Origin of the sequence: Fibrobacter sp. UWB16 (assembly GCF_900215325.1) — a bacterium.
Lineage (GTDB): Bacteria > Fibrobacterota > Fibrobacteria > Fibrobacterales > Fibrobacteraceae > Fibrobacter.
This window is the reverse complement of record NZ_OCMS01000001.1, coordinates 1112912-1136453: the sequence shown is the minus strand read 5'-3', so window position 1 is coordinate 1136453 and position 23542 is coordinate 1112912. Positions and strand designations below refer to the sequence as shown.

Sequence of the window (23542 nt, the reverse complement as noted above, 5' to 3'; positions counted from 1 at the left end):
ATCTTTTGATTATATTCAAAGGAAAGGTTATTTAAGGAGATGTTATGGATTGGTCTAAAATTCTTGGAATCACCTGTGGCGTTGCATTTTTAGCAGGCTCTGTTTCCGCAGCCACACTTCCAACAGCAAAAGAAGTTCAAGCCAAGATGGGCATGGGCTTCAACATCGGTAACTCGATGGAAGTGCCTAACGACCCGACCAATTGGGGCAACCCTTTCCCGACTCAGGCTTTGCTTGACTCCGTGAAGGCGGCAGGCTTCAATACGGTGCGTATTCCTTGCGCTTGGGACAGTCACACTAGCGGTGGCAAGGTCACCGAAAGTTGGCTCGATTCCGTGAAGACGGTCGTTGATTACGCCATGCGCGCAGGCCTCTACACGATTTTGAACATCCACCACGAAGGTGAAGGTGGCTGGTTCCAGAGCAACATCGGCACGAGCGTCGATAACACCATCGACAACAAGATGAAGACTTACTGGACGCAGATTGCGAACAAGTTTAAGAATTACAACGAATGCTTGCTCTTCGCGGGCGCAAACGAACCCGGCCCGAATGTGAACACGTGGACATCGCAGCATGTGTCTACGCTTATGCATTACTACCAGACGTTCATTGACGCAGTACGTGCTACGGGTGGCAACAACGAAACCCGTACTTTGATTATCCAGGGCCTCAATACTGACATCGACAAGTCGGTCAAAAGTGCTCCGGTAAGCACCTTCCCGAAAGACAAGGTCGAAGGCCGCTTGATGTTCGAAGTGCATTACTACGATCCGTACCAGTACACACTCATGACGAGCCAACAGGACTGGGGCGCCAGCGAACCGATTCAGCCGCAGTACTACTATGGCGATTACACCAAGGCTAGCGAACCCAAGCGCAATGCGGGTTATAACGCCTGGGCGGGCTCTGTCGATTCCAAGCTCGGGAGCATCGTGCATCCGCAGGAACAGTTTGCCAAGATGAAGACGAATTACGTGAACAAGGGTTACCCGGTCATTGTCGGCGAGTTCGGTGCAAACGTCCGCTCTCCGGAATTGAGCGGCTCCGACCTGAATCTCCACAAGCAGGGGCGCGTGCAGTGGCACAAGGATGTCGTCTCGGCGGCTAAGCAGTACGGCCTTACCCCGATTCTTTGGGATATGGGCAACGAAAGCAATTCCGGCTACGACAACATGGCTTACATTCGCCGTCAAAGCTCGCCGGTGGGCAAGGTTCTCGAAACGGATGTTATCAATGCCATGCGCAGTGTTTATAGCCTCGGCAATTACGTGAACAATGGCGTCACGCACGTCGAAGACTTTATCAATGGTGGCTCGGAAACGCAGTCTAGCTCGAGCGTGGTCGTCTCCAGTTCTAGCGTAGCCGTTTCAAGTTCAAGTGAAATTGCTCAGTCCAGCAGCTCGGTGACCATCGCTTTGCCGACTGTTCTCGCGGGTGATGTCGTAAAATTCCACCGCGATGGCAATACGCTTTATGCATCCGGCGATATTATGCTGTTCGATATGAACGGAAACCTCGTCCGCTCCACGAATAACGTGTCCGCCGGGCAGGTCCAAATGCAGCTGCATGGTCTCCGCCAAGGCAATTACATCGCCAAGTGCAAAAATAGCGTCTTGCAAGTCAAGATTCGCTAAATTGCTATACTTGCGCGTTTTTATTGAACATGCCCCGGCCCCCATGCCGGGGCTTTCTCGTAGCCATAAGCCCTTTATTTCCCGCTATTATACGTTTTGTATAATATAGACTTTGCTGCTCCTAAAAAATCGAAAATATTGTTTTCCTGACGGCAAAATAACATTTCCCGTATAATACAAATATTGACTTTTGTATTGTAAAAATTTATTTTGTGTATTATGAAGTCCATTTTTGAGTACCACGATTACCACCTTTATTTGCAGGATTATTACGACGAACGCAAACGTCTCGGAGCGTTCTCGTGGCGTGAATTTTGCCGCAAGGCTGGCTTTTCGTCTCCGAATTTTTTGAAGCTCGTTTCCATGGGGCAAAGCAAGCTCAGCAAAATCAAGGCAAGTCAGGTGGCCAAATCGATGGGGCTCGTCGATTACGAAGAGGAATACTTTTACCAGTTAGTCGCTTATTGCAATGCGGAGAACAACGAGGCGCAGCGAGCCGCATATCTTGAAATGCAGCGTATTGCGTTGGAACACCAGGTTCGCGTTGTTGAAAAGGATGCGTTTCAATATTATGAATCCTGGAAGTACCCGGTCATTCGAGAACTCGCTCCGATGATGCCCGAAGCAACGCCTCGCGACCTTGCCGAAGAATGCAAGGAATATGTCTCTGCCGAAGAAATCCGCGATGTCCTCGAGTTTCTTGTCAAGGCGGGATTCCTGAAAAAGGAAGGCGAAAAAAACTATGTGCAAACGGAACAGACCGTTATCGGTTCCAAAGAAGCGCTACCCATTGCCATCCGCGCCATGCACAAAGAGATGGCCATTATGGCCGCCCGTGCTGTAGACCGCTATTCTACAAGTGAACGATTCTTTAACGGTGCTACGCTTAGTGTGAATCAGGATGCCTACAATAAAATCGTCGAAGAAATCAAGGCTTGTTGCAAAAAGGTTGTTGCTATTGCGAATGAAAGTTGTAATTTTGATCAGGTCTGTCGAATAAACTTTCAATTTTTCCCACTCACCAATAAAATAACGAGGAAGAGCCGTGCTTAAGAATCTCTATTTAATAGTCCTTCCTTTACTTGTTTTAGCAGCTTGCTCTAATGATAATTACGCCACAGGAACAGTGGATCCCAATGCAGGTCCGGGAATCGCTGAAAACGGCGTTTCTTCAAGCAGCTCTGTTACTGGTGAGCCTGATTCAAAGGGTGATTTGAGCAGTTCGTCTGATGGCGAAATCTTTATTGTGAGATACAAGAGTGTTATTGTTAAAGATGAAGAAGTACTGAGTGTCACTTTTGAAAACGTGGCTTCTGTATCGTACACTATAGTTGAAGTTGTAGAGAGTGATGGAAAAAATAAGGGCCAAATAGATGTGTACTCCGAAGAAAAGGGCGCCTCGGCATTTTGTAAAATTGATGAGAAAAACTATTCTACCCAGTTTAAGATTGGGCCAAACAATCGCGTAGAAAGAAGTATAAAATTGGAAAATTTTGGCAGCGGTTGCGACAGCCTTTTCGAACAGTTCAAATATCTTTGCTTACTCAAAAATGCAAATGATGAATTTAGTGGCGCTTGCGATGAAAGCGGAACCCTCGAAGCCTATTGTGCCTATTTTGACGAGTCTGCCGTCTTTGACACCCTTTTGGAAGATTTTTCCGCCGAATCCACAACCAACTGCGGCGACAACAGCGTCCATATTGATTCGTTTGGAATTTAGCCCTTTGTCAAATTAGCAAAACTAATTGCCCAAACCCCATACCTAACGCCCGCTTTGCAATCTATTTTCTAAGCAGAGACGGTACTTTTTCTTTGAACTTGTCATGCCTGCCGCCGAGCAGGCATCTCCTTTATGACAAAAAAGATGAAGTCGCAAAAAAAGGTGGCTCTTATGAAGTTAGGATGGTTTGGTAAACATTTTCGCACGGCGCTCGCCTTGACGGGGCTTGCGTGCGGTCTCGGATTTTCACAGGATGTGCTTTACCCCGACATGTTCGCGTTGTCGGATGTACAGCTTTTGGATGGCGTCTTGAAGGAACGCCAGGACTTGAACGTCGAAACGCTTCTCAGCTACGATGTGGACCGCTTGCTCGCGCCTTTTTACGAAGAAGCGGGCATGAAGCCGAAGGCGAGCAAGTTCCCGAACTGGGCGGGTCTCGATGGCCACGTTTTGGGGCATTACCTGAGTGCCTTGGCGATGCATTACGCCGACAATGATGACGTTCAGGTCAAGGAACGCCTCGAATACATCTTGAAAGAACTTAAAACGATTCAGGACCAAAATTCCAAGGACAATAACTTCAAGGGTTACATTAGCGGCGTGCCGAACGGCAAGCAAATGTGGCTCAAGATGAAAAATGGCGATGCTGGCGCACAAAACGGCTATTGGGTGCCGTGGTACAATATCCACAAGCTTTATGCGGGTTTGCGTGACGCTTACGTTTATGCAGGCTATGAACAGGCAAAGACGATGTTCCTTGCGCTTTGCGACTGGGGCATTTCAATTACGAACGGCCTGAACGATTCCAAGATGCAACAGATGCTCGGCACGGAACACGGCGGCATGCCCGAAGTTTACGCCGACGCCTACAAGCTCACGAAAGACGAAAAGTACCTGAATGCGGCCAAGAAGTGGTCGCACCAGTGGCTTTTGAATCCGATGTCGCAGGGCAATGACAACTTGACGAACGTCCATGCGAATACGCAGGTGCCGAAGGTTGTGGGTTTTGCGCGAATTGCAGAACTCTCGGGCGATGAAAAGTACCAGAAGGGCTCCGATTTCTTCTGGCAGACGGTCGTGAACAAACGCAGTATCGCCATTGGCGGCAACAGCATTTCGGAACATTTCCCGGCGCTCAACAATCACAAAAAATTCATCGAAGAACGTGAAGGACCAGAATCCTGTAATACGTACAACATGCTCAAGTTGACGGAACGTCTGTTCAACATCAAGCACGATGCGCATTACACCGACTTCTACGAACGCGCCCTTTTCAACCATATCCTTTCGACGATTCACCCGACGCATGGCGGTTATGTTTACTTTACCCCGGCGCGTCCACGTCATTACCGTGTGTATTCCAAGGTCAATGCGGGCATGTGGTGCTGCGTGGGTTCGGGCATGGAAAATCCGGCCAAGTACAATCAGTTTATTTATACGAAGGATGGCAATTCGCTTTATGTGAACCTCTTTGCGGCTTCCGTCTTGAATTGGAAAGACAAGAGTGTAAAAATCAAGCAGGAAACCGCCTTCCCGAAGGGTGAAAGTTCCAAGTTCACAATTACGGGCAGCGGCGAATTCGACATGCAGATTCGCCATCCGTACTGGGTCAAGGAAGGTGCATTCAAGGTCATTGTCAATGGCGATACCGTCGTGAAAAAATCGACGCCGTCGAGCTACGTTTCGGCAGGGAAGTCCTGGAAGTCTGGCGATGTCGTCGAAGTACTTTACCCGATGTACACGCATGTCGAAGACTTGCCGGGTGTGACCGATTATGTGGCGCTTTTGCACGGTCCGATTGTACTCTCTGCAAAGACGGGTACGGCTAACTTGAACGGCCTTGTCGCCGATGATGGTCGCTGGAGCCACATTGCCTCCGGTGCGCTGGAATCGCTGGACCAGGCGCCGATGCTTGCAAGCAAAAAAGAAGATATCCCCTCGAAAGTGGAACCCGTGAAGGGCGAACCGCTGCACTTCAAGGCGCCTTACCTCTTCGCAAAGCAAAAAGACGCAAACCTGCTTTTGCAGCCCTTCTACGAAGTGCATGACGCCCGTTACATGATGTACTGGATGGTGCTTACGGACCCGAGCATTCTCGACCGCCTTGAAAAAGAGCAAAAAGAAGCCTTGGCGCTTGACGAAAAGACTGTCGATAAGGTCGCTCCGGGCGAGCAGCAGCCAGAAGTAGACCACAAGATGAAAATCGAAAATTCCACTTCGGGCACGCACCAAGGTGAATTCTACCGCGATGCTGGCAAGTGTTCTGGCGGCGATGGCGGCCTCATCAGCTACGAATTCGAGACGAATAGCGAAGATTCCCTCAGCCTTATGGTGCGTTACTGGGGTAACGAAGGCTGCACGCGTACATTTGACATCACGATTGACGGCGAAAAGCTCGTGACCGAAACGATTTCGAACCGCTGGAAAAAAGATGAATTCGTGAACGTGACTTACCCGATTCCAGACAAAATGGTAAAGGGCAAAAAAATCGTGCGCATCTCGTTTACGGCAAGCTCGGGAATGGTGGGCGGTATCTATAGCGTGCGCCTCCTCCGCAACAAGCCAAAGCCCGTTGTAGAAGACCCGCCGATAAGCATCAAGCCGGTTGCCGCTGTAAAGCAGGGCCTTCGCGTGCGTGCAGACCGTCAGACGCTTCAAATCGCATCTCCGAGCGCTCTTTCCCGCACGATGAACGTAAAAATTTATTCAATGGATGGGCGCCTAAAACTCACGCAAATGCTCCCCGCAGGTGCAAGCGAATTTAACATTGATATCGCAGGTCTCAAGAACGGCAATTACATTGTGCGGCTATACCAAGACGGTCTCGTGCGCGGCTACACGTTGTTCAATAAAAACGGTCTTTAGACATTTCACTCCTAACACCAAGAAGTCCTCGCTCCGCGAGGACTTCTTGTACGCTTTAAATTTCTTCTTTTCTCTGAAAGTCATTCGCTGTTTTTAGTGATAGCGGTGGACCTCGATCAATCAAAAAGAATACAATATCATTGTTTTGGCTAAGACAACTTAACGAATCAATGTGAATACTTGCTGTAAAACATTCCTCTTCTATTTCAATTTTTTATCATTATCTTTGCCCACAATGCCGTAATCAAAAATGCCTTTTTCTTTTAATAAATCTTGCTCTTGAGAAGAAAGAGGCGTGTTCTTAATCATATAAAATCTTCCCGCAGGAATAATCTCAGAAGTGTCTCCGCTATATTTGGCGATGACGGTGTCTGCTAAATTGGGTAGCATCCTGAATATATGAATTTTATGGACTTGTGTTGATGAATCTTAAACTCCGAAATACTTCAATCACTCCATTCTGTTCGCCATTGCTCCACGGAGACTTCTTTGTAACTTTCTATTAACCAGACGGCGTGAACAGCTGATATTTGCCGCCTACAAACCGCGTTTCTGTTACCGAAAATAAACATACGTTGCGACTGGCTCAATGCGTTGTTAGAGTAACCAACATGTAATTAATTTTTTCAGAAATGAAAAAACTAGTTTTATTATTTTTAGCGTGGGTTCTACAGCCTGGAATAAAAAAATTGGGTGAAATTCGCCCAAATCCGAAATTCACAAGCGGATTGTAATTTTTTTGTTAGTCCATTATTTACATAATAGCGAGTGTGAAAGCCTTGTTTTTAAGTAGATTTTGGGAAAACGGGCTAAAAAAAGAATTAATTAACGGAGTTATTATGCTTGACCTTCTTGCTGTCCAGTCCAGCTCAACAAACGCAACGATTATTACGCTTGCATACACCTTGATTCTCGCGTTCGTCCTGTCTTCGACGATTGCATGGACTTACGAAAAGACGTTCCTCGGACTTTCGTACTCGCGAAACTTTGTGCAGGGCATCGTGCTCAGTGCAGTGGTCGCTGCCATGGTGATGCAGGCTATCGGCGATAACGTTGGTCGTGGTCTTGGCATGATGGGTGCTCTCTCGGTCGTCCGTTTCCGTACGAGCTTCAAGGACCCGCGCGATATCATGTTCATCTTCGCCGCTCTCGGCGCTGGTATCGGTTGCGGTGTTTACGCCTGGGGTGCTGCAGTTGGCGGTACGATCGCTTTCAGCTGTGTCGCGTTCCTCCTCTCTCGCACGGGTCTTGGTACCAAGCACTTCTTTGACGGCATGCTCCGCTTTGCTCTCCCGAACGAACCCAAGGTTCGTGGCCAGGTTGAAGATATCATGAAGGGCAACTTGAAGACGTTTATTTTGATTACGATGCGTGAAGTCGATGGCGGTGCCCGCTTGGATGTCGCCTACCAGATTCGCCTCCGCGCAACGAAGCCCGCTGCCGAAATCCTCACGCTCCTTTCGAAGGTTGAAGGCATTTCGGATGTCCAGTTCATGATGCAAGACGCTACGACGGAAATGTAAGGAGGTTTGAAAAATGAATAAGCTCGAAGATCTTCTCGACAATTTCTGGAATACCCACAAGAACAATGCGGGTGTCGCTTACGTCTATACCCACAAGCTTTCTATTGCCTGGGTGGCATGCGTCGTGTTTGCCGTGATGCTCGGCTTTATCTACCAGGGCAAGGCGGCCATGTTCCGTGGTATTGCCGAATCCAGCGAAACGATTATCAGCCTTCCGTCTCCGACCGAAATCGTCAAGATTTACGTGGTTCCGGGCCAGGAAGTCAAGCCGGGCGACACTATCGTGGTTATCAACCGTCCGGACCTTACGCTCCGCGTTGCCGAACTCACCCGTGAACTCGACGCTCTCGAAGGCCGCAGCAACTTGAGCTCTGCCGAAATCGACCAGAAGGTGGCCGAAGTCAAGGCTAACCTCGAATCTCGTCGCCTCACACTTTTGGCTGAAATTCGCAACCTTGAAGCGGAATACGAAAGCAACAAGGCTATTTCTGCCAAGCTCAAGAGCCTCTCGAACTCCAAGTCCAAGGCCGATGGCAACGATGCCATGGCTATGCGCATCAAGAGCCTCAAGAACGAACTTGCTGTTGCAACCAGGAGCGCCAACGAACAGATTGCCCTCCTCCGCGGTAGCAACAAACTCCAGAAGTCTAGCGGCAAGACCGAAGCTGCAAACATCCGCAAGGAACTTGCCGAACTTCGCAAGCAGCAGAAGGAACTCACCCAAATTGCCAAGGAAAACTGGGTTGTCGGTGATGTGAACGTGCGCGATGGCGAAAAGGTCTCGAGCTTTGCTCCGATCGTAACGCTTGCCCACAAGTCCCCGACGCTTATCCGCGGCTACATCAACGAACAGATTTACGAAAACACGAACCTCGGCGAAGCCGTGAAGGTCACGTCTCTTACCGGTAAGGGCAAGGCCGTGATTGGCGAAGTGGTTGGCCTTTCGAGCCGCATCGTGCCGTTCCCGACCCGCATGTGGAAGATGCCGGAAATTCCGGTTTATGGCCGCGAAGTGACCATCAAGATCCCTGAAGAAAATAAGTTCTTGCTTGGCGAAATGGTGACCATCACCGAAACGAGCAAGCGCAACTTGGAAAAGCAGCAACAGAAGGCTAAGAAGTAATGAAGACTGTATCCTTTTTAACGCTCGCACTGACTGCGGCGGCAATCGCAAGCCCTCTCACATGGGAACGCCTGATCGAATCCGCTAAGGCAGATCCGAGGTACGAGGCTGCTGCAAAGCGCGCTGAGGCGACATCGAAAGAACGCAACCTCAAGCTTTGGGACAAGGTGGAACTCCGTTACCAGCTGGACGGTTTTAGCTTTGCCAAGCATGACTTTGAACTTCGCGTGACTCCGCAAGCTTTTGGCGAACGCGCTGCCGACAAGGCACACTATGAGGCCGTTAAGAATTACCAGCAGGCTACTTTTGCCGTTGAACGTTCGATCCTCCTTTACGACCGTTACGAACGCGGCGTGCGCTATGTACTTCGCCAGAAGATTAACGAAATCAACAAGCAGCTTTTGCAGGTTATTCAGGACCGTATCGAGGTTCTCCACCTCAAGTCCGGTTCTGCTTCGTTCAATGCCGAAGACTTGATGACTTCGCTCGAAAAAAGCGCCTCGCTTAAGGCAAACCTGCTTTCGGATAGCACGGCGCTCCGCGATGCCGAACTCAAGATGTTGAGCTGGGCTCCGGATTATGACAACGTCTATTTGGATTCTACGTTCCTCCCGTCGATGGAAGAACTTGCCGAATTCCTGAAGAATGGCGTGACTGTTGACGAAAACTTCCCGCTCGTGGCTCTCGCCAAGGGCAAGCGCGATTCCGATATTTCCAAGGCTCAGCAGGACGCCAGCAAGGACCGCAACTACATTTCTCATGTCGGTATTGGCTATTCGCTCCAGATCGAATCCTTGATGGAAAAGTACAAGGATTTGGAATACAAGGACATCAAGAATGGCGCCAGGTATGACGAGTTCGAATCAGAGTGGATGTCTAAGGCTTGTACTAAGAAAGTCCAAGGGGAATGCGCTTCATACGATGCTTCTTATAAGCTAAGGAAGCTTTTCCCGGATACGGATAACCGCAAGACTGCAGACAAGTTCTTTGTAAACCTCGCATTCCGCTTGCCGTTCTTCGATAGCAACAAGGATGCTTCTCTTCGTGAACAGGTCGAAAAGCTCGATGCCGAAAGCAAGTACTTGGACGAAGTCCGCGAAGTGAACCAGAAGGTCGCCCGCCTCACCGAAGAAGTGCTCACGCTCATCGACCAGTGGAAGGTCTTGAAGGAATATGCCGAACAAGTGAATGCAAGCGGCTTTATGGAACAGTTTGCCCACAAAGCCGGTTCCGACCCGCTCCTTCTTCTCCGCGCCCGTGAAAGTGCACTCGAAAGCGACTTGAAGGCTGCTAAGCTCGAATACGACATCTTTGCACGTTACTTGGCTTTGCTCGATTACGCAGGTGGTCTTGCCCGTCAGGATGTTGCAAATCACCTTCGTGAAGGAATCAGGTAATTTATGGCTGAAGCCCGTGGATTTAGTCTTCTAGAACGCTTCGAACTGAAGTACCATATCCCCGTCGAATGGGCGGACCGGATTGGTGCGTTCTTGGCGCCGTATTGCGAAGAAGACTACTATTCCAAGATTACTCCGGGTGGATTCTACTGGATTACGAACCTCTACCTGGACACACCGACGTGGACGTTCCTCGGCTGGAAAAAGAAACAGCTCCTGGACCGTTTCAACATGCGTATCCGCACGTACGGTGAACACCCCGCTCAGGATGGTACGTTCCATTTCGAAGTCAAGCGTAAGATTCGCAACATCTGCTACAAGAGCCGTGCAACGATCAAGGGTATCAATCCCGGTGAAGTCTGGAATATGAAGCCCGAGGAATGGCCGTGCAAGAGCGATAAAGACCGCATGTACCTCAAGGATTTCTTGTACAAGACGGAACTCCATGGTGCACACCCGCGACTCCTTACGCAGTACAAGCGGCGTGCATGGTTTGGCCTTCGCGAAGAATACTCCCGCGTGACGATTGACACCGGCATGCGCTTCCGCGAAGAAAACGGCTTTGACTACACTGTGGACCCGCACTACATGCACTCCACGGGGCTCCCGCGATTCTTCCAGCCGGGTGCCGATGCCGTTCTCGAACTCAAGTGCCCGGCAGCCCAGATGCCGTACTGGATGTTCGACTTGATTCGTGCATTGAATTTAAAGCACGGTGCATTCTCCAAGTTCGGGAACGCCGCTGCAGAATGGAAAAGAGTTTACGAAAATCCGCGTCGTTTCAAGAGCCCGTACTGGACTTCTCTCGCGGGAAATTTCTAAAATACGTTTAACATTTAAAAAAGGAAGGCGCTCATGAATACAAAAAAATGGCTTGCTGTAGGCACTTGTGTCACCGCTCTTGGCCTGTTCTCAGCCTGCTCCGATGACGAAACTAGCCCTGTCAATGCGGTTTCTGAACCGTCTAGTTCTTCGACAATTACTCCGAATAGCAGTGGTGATATCGCGACCTCTTCTTCTGATATTTCTACTGGGTCGTCGTCTTCTGCGAAAAATCAGAATCCGGTGCTTTCTAGCTCTAGTGCCGAAGGTGTCGTCGATTCTACGATTACGAATATGGGCGTCTCCGAAATCATGTACAATGCGCCGGGTGGCTCTGCATTGGAATGGGTCGAAGTCTATATCAAGAAAGGCCCGGATATTACGGACATGCAACTCAGCAACCTCCGCTTGGACGGTGCTGTGTCTTTCAGTTTCCCGAATGGTTCCTTGAAGAAGGGCGAATACGTTATTGTTACCAATGATGTATCTCTGTTCAAGCAGACTTATTCGAACTTGCCAGCTGGCTGTAAAGTTTATGGCCCGTGGGATAAGGATTCCAAGACGAATGCTGTGGCAAAGCTTGTGAACGAAGGCGATGTCGTCGAAGTGAAACTTCGCGGTGAAGGCGACGTGAGTGCTGCATTCAGTAACTTGCCGCCTTGGCCGAGTCTTGCCGATGGCAATGGCCGTACCCTTGTGTATCGTGGATCCGGTAACGAAGCGGACCCGAACTCTTGGGGTGCTAGCGCTGTTGAAAATGGCAACCCGTGCTCTGGTGATGATCAGGTTCTCGATGCAACTACGGTTCGCTTGAACGAAATCAAGCCGTATGTTCTTAATGAAACTGAAGGCTGGATTGAACTTTACAACTACGGTACCGCTCCTGTCGATATTAAGGGTTGGGAACTTGAATCCAAGCTTAAAGGCAAAAAGTGGACTGTCGGTGGCGCCAATACGGTTGTTCCGGCCAATGGCTATTTGCTCCTCGACGCTTCTGCCGATGTCTTTGGTGAAGGTCTTTACTTGAGCGAAAATGGTGATGAAATTTATCTGTACGAAGCTGCAGCCGGTGTTCGCACGGGTAAGGAAACGAGCTTGCTGATTTTCGCCGGTAAGCAGTCTAGCGGTATTGTCGAAGTTGCTGGCGGTACGGTGGCTCAGGGTGCCATGGCTACGGAAACTCCGGGTGCCGCAAACTCTGCGCTTAAGGCTGGTCCGATTTTCATCAATGAAATCCATTACCACGAAAATGAAAATGACCCGAACGATCTGGAATTCCTTGAACTTGTGAACAAGGGAACAACGGATGTGACGCTTGTTGAAAACGTTAACAACACTCCGCAGGGCTGGAAGATTGAAGGCGTGAACATGGAATTTGCAGCCGGCGATGTGATTGCTGCTGGTGGCAAGATGGTCCTGTTTAACGATTCTCTCAAGGCGAAGGAAGCTTTGCTCCGTGCACGTTATTCGATTGCCGAAACAGTTCCGGTTCGTTTCTATGCAGGTAAACTCTCTAACCGCGGTGAAACTGTTGCCGTCAAGAAACCGTATTCTTACGTGACCAAGTCCGATAACACAAAGCAGTGGTATTATGAAATTTCTGATGCTACGCTTTATAGCGACCGCTGGGCAGGCCTTACAGAAACCGATGGTAAGGGCAAGAGCTTGAACCGTAAGGATTTTACCACATCGGGTTACGGTTCTGCAGTCTGGAGTGCTCTCGCTCCGACTCCGGGCAAGTAAATTTACTCAAATTGAGTTTTACGCCAAAAGTTCCGACATTTTGTCGGAACTTTTTTTATTACATGAGGGAATTGCGTCGTTTTGGAATTGCAGCTGTTGTCATCTTTTTGTATTATTATTGTAGCTATGAAACGGTACTTTGCTTTTATTCTCAGTGGTTGCGTGGCTGCTAATGCGACATCGCTTTCTCTACAGGATGCGTTGGACATGGCCATGGCTAACAATTCAAAAATCAAAGCTGAAAAGGCTAAAGTGGATATTGCCGAAAGTGGCGAAAAGGAAGCTTTTGCCCGATTCCTCCCGACAGTGAGTCTGTCGGCTGGCATTACCAAAATCAATGATCCCATTAATATCGACCTTGGGCGCATTCAGCAGCCCTTGAGCGATATCGCGGGTGCGGCCGCCTATTCCAAGGCTTATGTCTCCACGTACAATGGGGCCTACTCCAAGGCTTATCAGGAAGCTCTTGCTCAAGCAAAGAGCCTGGGTTTAGACGATAAATCTGCAAAAGCCGCTGTGGATGCCAAGTCTGCTGAAATTTGGAAAGGTGTTGTCAATAGCAAAGACGCAAATGATGCCGCAGTGCAAAATGCGGAAAAGTATGGCGCTGCAGCGACCAAGAACATCAACGATGCCGACTTCAACATGAAGGTGCAAGACGATTGGTTCTTTAATGCCCGCTTGACCGTCGTGTGGCCGATCTTTACTGGTCTCAAGATTTATTCCGCTTATGATGCCGCCAAGGAAAATGTGAATGCCCGCAAGGCCGAATTTGAAATGGCGCAGAACACCGTGCTCATGGATGTGGCGACCAAGTACTTTACGCTCCGCCTTTGCGAAGAACTTGTCGGCATGCGCGAAACGACCAAGAAGGACTTAGCGGAACATCTGGAACGTTCCAAGAAGCTCGAAGAGGGCGGCCAAATTAGCAAGACCGAACGCCTCCGCGCCGAAGTGGCCCTCGCCGAAGCCGAGAACGCTTACGAAGACGCCCTTCGCGACCAGTCTCTTGCCCGTATGGCTCTTGCAAGCATGCTGCACACGGACACTAGCCTCACCGCGACAACGCCTGTTGAATCTCCGGAAGACATCCGTTCGATGGATGAATTCAAGGCTCTCGCCATGGAAAAACACCCGGGCCTCCGTCAGCTCCGCATTGAACGCAAGCGCAACCAGAATGCGATTAGCGCTGCCCGTGCCGATTATTTCCCGACAATCGCGTTGTTTGGCTACAAGGAACTTTACACCAAGGACTTGACAATCCTCGAACCGGAATGGGCTATTGGCGCCAAGATGCAGTGGGATATCTTCAAGGGTGGCGATACCCGCGCTAAGGTGAGCTCCGCAAAGGCGATGGACCGTTCTTTGGGTAGCCTTGAAGAAGAAACGATGGACAATTTGAAGCTTTTGGTTGAAAAGCGCTGGCGTGAACTGGAACATGCAAAGGGTAGGCTCGCAAGCCTTGCCAAGACGCGTGAACTTGCTGACGAAGCTTTGCGCAGCCAGAACAAGGCTTACGAAGCAGGGCTTGCTACAGGTCTTGATGTCGTCGATGCAGAGCTTGCTCTTTCTCGCTTGCAGGTGGCTGACCTCAAGGCTCATTACGATGCCGTGGTTGCATGGCTTGGACTCCTCGAAGCGGCCGGCGAAGTCTCTACCGCAGGTACAGTTCTTGTATCTAAGCAGCTTGTAGTTGAAAAGCCTGTCGCCGCTAGTCATCCTGAGCAGAGTGTAGAATCCAGTGAAGCCTCTGCTGCAGATCGTCATCCTGAGCAGAGCGAAGGATCCAGTGAAGCGACTTCCGCAACTCGTCATCCTGAGCAAAGCGAAGGATCCAGTGAAGTCCCGACCGGAACTCAACCGGTTGAACAGAATTTAGAAACGGAGAATAAATAATGAACGCATTGAAAATGATTGGAAAAGTTGTTGTCGTTCTGGCTTTGATTGTGCTCGTCATTATGGGCATCTCCCAGCTCCAACAGTTTGCAACGCAACCGCGTGAACAGTTCTTGCAAGGCCAGATGGAAGCCCGCCGCGTGCTCGTGGCAGGGAAGGTCCCGGGCCGTATCGAACGCTTGTTCGTTCACGAAGGCGATGTGGTCAACAAGGATTCTCTCGTTGCTGTTATCAGCAGCCCGGAAATCGAAGCAAAGAAGATGCAGGCTCAGGGCGCACTCGGTGCTGCCAAGGCTCAGGCCAGCAAGGCTCGCAATGGCGCTCGCAGTGAAGACATCACGGCGCTCAAGGCAATGGCTGATCGCGCTCAAGAAGCCGCAACGCTTGCCAAGAACACTTACAACCGCGTGCAGAAACTCTACAACGAAGGTGTGCTTCCGCTCCAAAAGCGCGATGAAGCCGAAACGCAGATGAAGGCTTCCCAGTCTGCTGCTGATGCGGCCCGCGCTCAGTACAACCAGGCTGTTGCCGGTGCCCGTAGCGAAGACAAGGCCGCAGCAAACGCTCTCGTGATGCAGGCCAAGGGTGCCAACGCCGAAGTTGATGCCTATCTCGAAGAAACCAAGATTCGTACGCCGATTACCGGTGAAGTTTCCCTCAAGCTCGCCGAAGAAGGTGAAGTTGTCGGTTCCGGTATGCCGATTATCGCCGTGACGGACTTGAATGATTCCTGGGCTGTATTCCACCTCCGTGAAGATTACCTCAAGAACGTTTCTAAAGGCAAAAAGTTCTATCTCCAGGTCCCGGCTCTCGACAAGACCATCGAAATGGTCGTAAGCTATATCGCTTCTGTCGGTGACTATGCTACATGGCGCAGCTCCAAGGAAAGCTCTGGCTTTGACCTCAAGACGTTCGAAGTCCGCATGCGCCCGACGCACAAGGTCGAAAACCTCCGCCCGGGCATGAGCGTTTTGCTCCCTGCCGATGATGTTCAGTAATTAGATAGAAGGTTATCGTGCTGAAAGGTCTTTTAAAGACAATCGGGAAGATTTACTTTGGCCACAAGCTAGTCTTGTGGATGATTCTTGCGGTGCTCCCCGTAGGCGTTTCCGTGTTCATGCTGGAAATGTTCTCGAATGAAATTGTACAGCACATTCCGGTAGGCATTCTCAAGCAGGACCATAGCCAATTGGCAGACCGCTTGGAACGCGCGCTCCAGTCGAGCCCCGTGCTCGATGTCAAGGTGAATTGCCATGACATGAGCGAATGTGAACATGCGGTGATTCGCGGCGACTTGCAGACGTTTATTGTTCTCCCGACAGATTTGGAACGCCGTGCTTTGCGTCTCGAAGCGCCTGTGATTCCTGTTTATTCTAGTGGCCAGAACTACCTCACGAATATGTTTGCGACAAAGGAAATCCGTGCGGTCATCACAAGTATCGGCTCGGATCTTTTCACCGCTTCGTTCGATGATCCGGTCAAGACGGAGATTCATTCAGTCGGTAACATCGAAGGCAATTACCAGGGATTTTTGGCACTTGGGCTTTTGTCTGCAATGTTCCATTTGGCGGGAATGCTCGTGGCTGTGTATATAGCCTCGTTCCCGCTTCGTGACAAGCGCGTTCGTGAATTTTACAACTATGCCGAACGTTCCTGGGTGACGCTTGGAATTGCATCATTTGTCCCGGCGGTGATTATCCTCTGGCTCGAATACATGGGCTGCTATGCTTACACGCACCGCATGCTTATGCCGATGGGCTTTGAAGAATTTGTGATGGTCTCCGTGGCGCAACTTTTGATGGTGATTTGCTGTGTTGGCGCGGGCATGGCCTTTGTGGGCGTGACTGGCGTGATGCGTATTGCAACTGGCGTTTCTGGCGTGATCGGCGGCCCTGCTTTTGCATTTGCCGGCCAGACGTACCCCGTGATGGCAATGCCTTTTGCGGTGCGCTGCTTTGCATTTGTACTCCCGCTCACTCACGTGCTCCGTGTGCAATCCATGATGCTCCTTGGCGATGTCGGCATGGCCGAATCCTGGAACGTCATCAAGCTTATGGGAGGCATGGCTTTGTTCTGGACTTTGTTTGGAAGCTTTACAATGCTGCTCCGCTGGCAGTACCGCTTAAAGCATGATTCCCAGATTCCTGTCGTTGTTGAAGATGAGGATGTTGTCACTGTTGATTCGCTGTTCAAAGGTTTGCTCGAAAAAATCAGGAGGCGCAAATGATTAGTCGTCTTTTGAAAGTTACTTTGACAGAATGGAAATTGTTTGTAACGGACCCGGCTGCAGTATTGTTGCTCGTGGTTGCCGGCATCCTCTATGCGTTCTACTACCCGACGGCATACGTGAACCAGACGGTCACGCGAGTTCCTGTGGCTGTAGTGGATTTGGATCATTCGGCAAAGTCTCGCGAACTCACGCGAATGGCTGCGGCAACGCAACAGGTCGAAGTCAAGGCTGTCTATAATGACATGCTCGAAGCCGAATCTGCAATGGCTCGCGAAGACATTTTCGGTTTCATGGTCATTCCCGAGAACATGGAACATGATTTGCTCAACAAAAAGTCGACCAAGATAAACATCTTTACGCATGGCGCCTACGTGATGCTCCACGGTACGATTGGAACGGCGTTTTCGACATGTGCATTGACGGTCGGTGCAGTGAGCAAGGTGAAGGCTATTGCGCTTGGCAAGAAGGTGCCTTCAGCAAAGGCGATGGCAATGCGCGACCCGATGCCGTTATCGATACAAACGATGTTCAACAACACGGGAAGCTATTCTAATTATGTTGTTCCTAGTGTGCTCGTGCTGATTTTGCAACAGTCCCTTGTGATTGGAATTTGCGTGCTTGGTGGCGCTCGCGGGCATCGCCGTTTCCGCCGCAACCAGCGCTATTCCGAAGTTGAAAACGAGAGCATGCCGTACCGTTACTTAGGGCGTTCGCTTGCGTACTTCTTGCATTATTGCTGCTTCATCTTGTTCTACCATTGCTTCATTTACAACTTGTTCGACTTCCCGCGTCGTGGTGAACTCTTGCCGATGATGATTTTTGCAGTGGTGTTCCTTGCTTCGGTCATCAACTTTGGCATGTGCCTCTCGCAGGTGTTCTTGCACCGTGAATCGAGCATGCAGCTGTTTTTGAACCTCTCCATCCCAATCTTGTTCCTCGCAAACTTTAGCTGGCCGAGCTATTTGATGCCGAGCTGGATGGTGGGTCTCTCGTATATTCTACCGAGTACGTTTGCCGTACCCGCATGGCTTTCGATTGAACAGATGGGTGGCGACATTTACGATGTGGCGCCAAAACTCTACTTGCTTGCTATCCAGGCGGTCATCTACTTCGTGCTGGGCATGTTCCTCACGCATTTGCGCGACAAGAGTAAGTTCACCACCGGCGACATGTAAAAACAGCCGATAATAAGCAAAAAAGAGTGACGAAGTCACAGTCGCTTTCGCCATTCTTTTTGTAAATTGGATAGTGAAAAAAGCATGTCGTCATCCTGAGGCGAATGCCGAAGACAACCTCGAAAGGCGAGTGTGGCAACCATGCTTGCATGGTTATAACCGAGCCAAAGAGGTTGGGGCTTGCCCCATCTAGTGACATTGCTGATAACAAGGAACTAAAATTATGATGTTCGATCCTTTATACATGATGATTCTCGTGGTGACGCTCGTGCTTTCGGGCGCCGTTTCCCTGTTGGTCAAGAAGCGCTTTGCCGCTGGCCAAAAAGTCACAATTTCTAGCGGCCTCACCGGTGCCGATGTCGCCAAGGCTATCCTTATGGAAGCGGGCATTACCGATGTGAAAATCCTCAAGCACCAGGGCTTTCTTTCGGACCATTACAATCCGCTGAACAAGACGCTTAACTTGTCGCCCGAAGTCTATTCCGGCCGCAATGCAAGTGCCGCAGGCGTTGCCGCTCACGAAGTTGGTCACGCCATCCAGCATGCCGAAGGTTACTTCCCGCTGTGGCTCCGTTCTGCCATTGTGCCTGCCGCAAACATCGGTTCTAATCTTGGACCGTGGCTCGTGATTATTGGCATTATGCTTATGGGCATGGGCATGGCGCTTGGTCAATCTCTCGCGGTTGTCGGCGTGGTGCTCTTTGCTCTTGCAACGCTCTTTACGCTTGTGACCGTGCCTGTAGAATTTGACGCTTCGGCACGAGCCAAGAAGGCTCTTGCCCGCATGGAGGTTGTTGCCGCAGGTCGCGAATACAATACCGTCTCTGGCGTGCTTTTTGCCGCAGGCCTCACGTACGTCGCCGCAGCAATCTCGTCTATCTTGCAGTTGCTCTACTGGGCATACCGCGCAGGGCTCCTCGGCGGTCGCCGCGACGATTAACGATCAATCTGTCATTTCGGCCTACCTGTCCTCGCTTGACGGGGACGAGCCGGAATCTCCTTTAAGCCTCGCTTCGGCGGGGCTTTTTTTTTACTGATTTTGCGGCAAAATTCGCCAATATCAAATAATAACTCGCCAATATTGAATAATTTGGAGTATCAGCTAAATTCTTTTTGTCCTTTTCTAAAGAAAAAGCGATATCTTTATAAGGAGAAACATTTTCTAGGGAGCAAAAATGGAATACCAGAATATTGATATTAGTACCTGGACGCAGGTGGGCGAGGGCGGTAACGGGAAAACTTATGTGCATCCCGGTCATCCTGATTTCCTTTTGAAAGTGAATAACCCGCCTCGTTGTGATGAGGCGACCGTAAAGCAAGAACGTGATGCAGCCCAGCATGTCTTTGATTTGGGAATCCCGACTCCTCGTATGTTCGATATGGTGCGCGTGGGGGATGGTTACGGTCAGCTTGTAGAAATCATTAAGGGGAAGAAATCGCTTTCGCGTATTTGCTCCGATGAACCGTCTCGTATCAGTGAAATGGCTAAGTTGCTTGCTTCATTGGGCCTGCAACTGCACGCGACGATTTGCGATACGGAGTTTTTCCCAAGCCGCAAGGATCTTGCCCTGAAGGGTATCGATGCGTCTGATTTTGTTGCAGATGATGATAGAGAAAAAATGCGGGCGTTTGTTCAGAGTATAGAAGACGAGAAAACCTGCTTGCATGGTGATTTCCAGATGGGTAACTTGATTATTTCTGGTGACGGTAAACCTTATTGGATTGATCTTGGCTGGTTTAGTCACGGTTCGCCAATGTTCGATATAGGGCATTTTTTCATGACTTGCCAAGTTTATTCTCAGTTCCCGGCAGCGCAGGAAATTTTCCACATGTCGCAGGAACAGTTGAAAAACTTCTGGAATGCGTTTGCTGAGGCCTACACGGGGAATAAGGACATTTTCGCCTTCACTGCTCTTGCTGGCAAGTTTGCTCCTTTGGATGCTTGTATCCGTTCAATCTTGATGCCGACTCCTGAAGCTTATAAGAAGTTGTTTGCAGGATTGGTTCATTCCCTGGTCGAAAAGTTTTATTAAGAGAGGCTGTTATGTCTGAAGAAGTTGAAAAAATCAATTTGGATGATTATGTAGCGACCGGTGAAGGTGCGACTGCAATCTCGTACACGCACAAGACACGCGATACGATTGCGAAACTTTATCACCCCGGATTCGAAGCGGACTGTGCTAAAAAAGATTTTTTGACATCTTGCTCAGCTTTTGATTTGGGAGTCCCGACTCCAAAACCAATTCGCTTGATAACGGATGGCGAACGCTTTGGTGCTGAATATGAACTTATCCGGAACAAACGCTCTTTTTCGAGAATTATTTCAGAAGAGCCGGGTCGTTTGCAAGAGCTTTCTTTGACTTTTGCAGAGATGGCTAAGAAACTCCATTCGACGAAAGCAGATACGACGAAGCTTGTGTCAACAAAGGAAAAATTCCGTCGCTTTTATCTTGAAAAGGCTGTAGTTCCTGACTTTTACAAGCAAAAGGCCTTGGCTTTTATCGATACGGTTCCCGATACTCCGTATTGTCTTCATGGCGATTTGCAAATCAGCAATGTCATTACCGATGGAAAGCGAACGCTTTGGATTGATATGGGCGATTTCGGCTATGGTGACCCTGGTTGGGATTTGGGGATGTTGTGGAGCATGACGCACAGAATGGATGAGCAAAAGGCGGATCTTGTTTTCCACATGAGTAAAGAAAATCTTTTGGCTCATTGGAATATTTTCTTCCCTGCTTATTTGGGAACGACGGACCCGCAGAAAATCGCGGAAGCCACGAAACGGATTTTGCCGTTTGCAGCAGTCAAGATTCCTTATATGTTCTATATCGCAAAGCATTTCACTTTGCCGGATGAAGCCTACCCGTATATCGCTAAATTATTTGGATAAATTTTAGGTAAACGAAGAATTAATCCTTACCGGCTCCGTAGACAACGGGGCCTTCTTCGTCATCATCGTCGCCATGTTCGGCGAGATAAGCCTGGTATTCTTCATCGGTCATTCCGCCTTCATCGTCTTCGGGCATGAAGGACTTTTTCTTGGGTTTCTCGGGAGCCGCGCTTGTGGATGCTGCGGACTTCTCGGAACCTGCCGCCGGCTTCGATTCTTCCTTACGGCTTGCGCGGGCGCTGCGGTTCAAATAGGCGATGTATTCCTCGTCCGTCATTTCGTTGCCGAAACTGTAAGAGGAATAACGGTCTTCTTCTGGTTCTTCTTCTTGAACCGTTTGAACTGCTGCCGGTGCGAGCTCATCCCAAGAGTTCTTGCTGGAACTGCTGTAAGAATCGTTGGACTTGTAAGAGGACGTGCTACGAGATGCCGCGGAGGTCGGCTGAGCAACGCTTGACTGTGCCGTTGTTGATGCTGACTGCGTTGAGCTTGTTGCTGATTGCGTATTGCTAGACTGCGCAGAACTTGCGTTGTTGTAGAATGCCTGTGCCTTCTGCATAAAGGCGGCGAACTCTTCGTCGCTCATCTGTTGAACTGACTGTTCGTTCAAACCTTGGAATGAACTTTCTGCACTGGAGTCGTCCGAACTTTCGGCGGGTTCGTCTTCTTCAAGTTCTTCGATTGGTTCGTCGACCGGCTCAAATGTGTGGGCGCGTTCTTCAGAATCGTCATCGTCGTTCACGCCGAATTCAGGAATTGAACTCTTGCTCAGTACAGGGGCATCGTCCTCGCTAGTGGACATTTCTGCACTTTCCAAAGTTGCGGACTGCGCAGCTTCTTGAGCCGAAACAGCTTCCGTATTTTCGACCGGGGCCGCTGCGTTGTCATTTGCAGGTGCGGAATCTTGACTTGGCGCGGCTTCTGCGTTGTCTGCTGAAGTTGTGGGCTGCTGTGCATCTCCAGCGGGGGTGCTTGCAGCCTGCTGAGCACCTTCGGCGGCGTCCGCTTCTGCAATCATGTCGGCAAACGGATTGTCCTGCACTTCGGAAATATCTTCGCGACCTTCCAACATCGCGTTGAGGTCTTCTTCCGTAACGTTCCTGCCGCGTTCCGTCCAAAGTACGGCTTCGCGCATCGTAGCGGCAAGGTCGCCCACGCTCTTTTCCTTGGAACGCGCGATTGCCTGGCTGCGGATTGTTTCCACAAGCCCCGCCTTGACCTCGGGATCCTTGCTGAAGAACACGGTCTCGTGCGCCATTTCATCGGCGTACTCGGGATTGTTCTTCTTGCGGTAAATCCAGATTGGTCCGAAAAGTTCACTCTGACGGAAAACGATATCGTCCGTCTTGATCATTTCGAGCATAGCCATGAACGTCACCGCCGCGACAATTGGGTGCGAATCGTTGTCGAGCAAGTCTTCAAAAAGCGCACGTCCATGCACGTTCAAGAAGTTGTTGATGGCCTGCTGACGGTCCTGAATGGTCACGTAGTCCAATTCAATATGGTGGATTGTCTCGGAAATCTTTGTCTTTAAGCTCTTTTGGTAGGCGCGGAAAAGCTGCCAGATGTTTGCGTCGGCGAGCGTATCGTCGTCGCTCTGCGTCTTTTCAAGACGCCCACGGGAATACGTTCCGAAGTTCTTCGCTTCCATTTCCTGGAGACCACTTGCGACCTGCTTGAAACGCTGGTATTCCAACATTTCCTTCATGAGCTTTTCGCGGTCTTCGTTGTATTCCTCTTCCATCTCCGGATCGCGTTCTTCGGCCGGGAGCAGCTCCTGCACCTTGAGCGCCATCAAGCGGCTTGCCATGAACAAGAAGTCGCCCGCCTTGGAAAGGTCCGTTTCGGAATACTCGTTCACCCATTTGAGAAAGTCGTCTGCGATTTCTGCAATGGGAATCTGGTCCAGCGTCATTTCCTTTTTCTGAACGAGATAGACGAGCAAATCCATCGGCCCGTTAAACGAACCGATTTTTACTTCGTAGTCTTCTTGTTCAAGAACTTCGGAATCAACCATTGAACGATAATATAGAAATTAGACGGGGGAGCTAGGCGAATTATCATGCGCTATTGTGGAAATGTCCAATAATGTCCAATAAAAAGTCCAATAAAATGTCCATTAAATGTCCAATAAAGATCGAAAATAATTGGAAAAAAGCATGGATATCGCAATTTGCGATTTCCATTTTTTGAATACATAATTTCCCAAATCTTACTAAAATTTTGAGATTTGGGGAATTATCGGCTATTTTTGATGGATAATTTCCCAAAATCTCGTAAAAAATGTCACTTTTGGGGAAATATCCGGTTGTTGTTTGAAAAAGTAAAATGCAAAAATTGCATATTACTCTTATTTGGCGTTTGAACAGTCTAGTATTTCTTGATAGTTCGAACTATTCGGCTAATTTCGTCTACCATTGATCAAAAGACCATTTTTTCACGATGTGGGAAAATAAGTGGGGCACTTAGGGGATTTTTTCGTCCTTTATTTGTTTTATCTGTTGTTTGTTTTTATATA

The 23542-nt window shown here is 49.5% G+C and carries 18 protein-coding genes; 16 read left to right on the top strand and 2 right to left on the bottom strand.

Features of this window, described 5'->3' with window-relative positions; all coding sequences use genetic code 11:
• Nucleotides 1–44: 44 nt before the first annotated feature.
• The 4 genes from CRN95_RS04625 to CRN95_RS04610 all read left to right on the top strand — a co-directional run bounded on the left by CRN95_RS04625 (nt 45) and on the right by CRN95_RS04610 (nt 6222).
• Entirely contained in the window at nt 45–1637 is a 1593-nt protein-coding gene (locus tag CRN95_RS04625) for a glycoside hydrolase family 5 protein (protein ID WP_097020203.1), read from the top strand.
• A 219-nt stretch (nt 1638–1856) separates the two neighbouring features.
• Entirely contained in the window at nt 1857–2690 is an 834-nt protein-coding gene (locus CRN95_RS04620; RefSeq protein ID WP_097020202.1) for a TIGR02147 family protein, read from the top strand.
• Entirely contained in the window at nt 2683–3357 is a 675-nt protein-coding gene (locus CRN95_RS04615) for a hypothetical protein (protein ID WP_097020201.1), read from the top strand. Before CRN95_RS04620 ends, CRN95_RS04615 begins: the two co-directional genes overlap by 8 nt.
• A 171-nt stretch (nt 3358–3528) precedes the next feature.
• Nucleotides 3529–6222 (top strand): beta-L-arabinofuranosidase domain-containing protein, encoded by a 2694-nt coding sequence (locus CRN95_RS04610; RefSeq protein ID WP_097020300.1) that lies wholly within the window; start codon nt 3529–3531, stop codon nt 6220–6222.
• Nucleotides 6223–6423: 201 nt separating this feature from the next.
• Here the strand turns inward: CRN95_RS04610 and CRN95_RS04605 are convergent, their stop codons facing one another.
• Entirely contained in the window at nt 6424–6612 is a 189-nt protein-coding gene (locus tag CRN95_RS04605) for a hypothetical protein (protein ID WP_097020200.1), read from the bottom strand.
• Between the two features lie 449 nt (nt 6613–7061).
• Here CRN95_RS04605 and CRN95_RS04600 point away from each other — a divergent pair, with 449 nt between their 5' ends.
• The 12 genes from CRN95_RS04600 to CRN95_RS04545 all read left to right on the top strand — a co-directional run bounded on the left by CRN95_RS04600 (nt 7062) and on the right by CRN95_RS04545 (nt 21024).
• Entirely contained in the window at nt 7062–7745 is a 684-nt protein-coding gene (locus CRN95_RS04600; RefSeq protein WP_014545640.1) for a DUF4956 domain-containing protein, read from the top strand.
• A 13-nt stretch (nt 7746–7758) separates the two neighbouring features.
• Nucleotides 7759–8868, top strand: a complete 1110-nt coding sequence (locus CRN95_RS04595) for an HlyD family secretion protein (protein WP_073423609.1) — start codon at nt 7759–7761, stop codon at nt 8866–8868.
• Nucleotides 8868–10265: a TolC family protein gene (locus CRN95_RS04590; RefSeq protein WP_088631079.1), complete on the top strand. Its 1398-nt coding sequence runs from the start codon at nt 8868–8870 to the stop codon at nt 10263–10265. Before CRN95_RS04595 ends, CRN95_RS04590 begins: the two co-directional genes overlap by 1 nt.
• A gap of 3 nt (nt 10266–10268) precedes the next feature.
• The gene (locus tag CRN95_RS04585) at nt 10269–11087 is read left to right on the top strand and encodes a polyphosphate polymerase domain-containing protein (RefSeq protein WP_088631080.1); all 819 of its coding nucleotides are present in this window, start codon (nt 10269–10271) and stop codon (nt 11085–11087) included.
• A gap of 33 nt (nt 11088–11120) precedes the next feature.
• Nucleotides 11121–12830: a lamin tail domain-containing protein gene (locus CRN95_RS04580; RefSeq protein ID WP_088631081.1), complete on the top strand. Its 1710-nt coding sequence runs from the start codon at nt 11121–11123 to the stop codon at nt 12828–12830.
• 126 nt (nt 12831–12956) lie between these two features.
• On the top strand, nt 12957–14726 hold the full coding sequence (locus CRN95_RS04575) for a TolC family protein (RefSeq protein WP_088631082.1): 1770 nt from the start codon (nt 12957–12959) through the stop codon (nt 14724–14726).
• The gene (locus CRN95_RS04570) at nt 14726–15724 is read left to right on the top strand and encodes an HlyD family secretion protein (RefSeq protein ID WP_088631083.1); all 999 of its coding nucleotides are present in this window, start codon (nt 14726–14728) and stop codon (nt 15722–15724) included. The genes CRN95_RS04575 and CRN95_RS04570 overlap by 1 nt, the downstream gene beginning before the upstream one ends.
• Before the next feature lie 17 nt (nt 15725–15741).
• Entirely contained in the window at nt 15742–16953 is a 1212-nt protein-coding gene (locus CRN95_RS04565; RefSeq protein ID WP_097020199.1) for an ABC transporter permease, read from the top strand.
• Complete coding sequence (locus CRN95_RS04560; RefSeq protein WP_088631085.1) at nt 16950–18131, top strand: ABC transporter permease; 1182 nt, start codon at nt 16950–16952, stop codon at nt 18129–18131. Before CRN95_RS04565 ends, CRN95_RS04560 begins: the two co-directional genes overlap by 4 nt.
• A gap of 223 nt (nt 18132–18354) precedes the next feature.
• Nucleotides 18355–19071 (top strand): zinc metallopeptidase, encoded by a 717-nt coding sequence (locus CRN95_RS04555; RefSeq protein ID WP_097020198.1) that lies wholly within the window; start codon nt 18355–18357, stop codon nt 19069–19071.
• 235 nt (nt 19072–19306) lie between these two features.
• Entirely contained in the window at nt 19307–20164 is an 858-nt protein-coding gene (locus CRN95_RS04550) for a TIGR02172 family protein (RefSeq protein ID WP_088631087.1), read from the top strand.
• Between the two features lie 11 nt (nt 20165–20175).
• Entirely contained in the window at nt 20176–21024 is an 849-nt protein-coding gene (locus CRN95_RS04545; protein WP_088631088.1) for a TIGR02172 family protein, read from the top strand.
• Nucleotides 21025–21043: 19 nt separating this feature from the next.
• Here CRN95_RS04545 and CRN95_RS04540 read toward each other — a convergent pair whose 3' ends face one another.
• Complete coding sequence (locus CRN95_RS04540; protein ID WP_088631089.1) at nt 21044–23041, bottom strand: ScpA family protein; 1998 nt, start codon at nt 23039–23041, stop codon at nt 21044–21046.
• Nucleotides 23042–23542 lie beyond the last annotated feature (501 nt).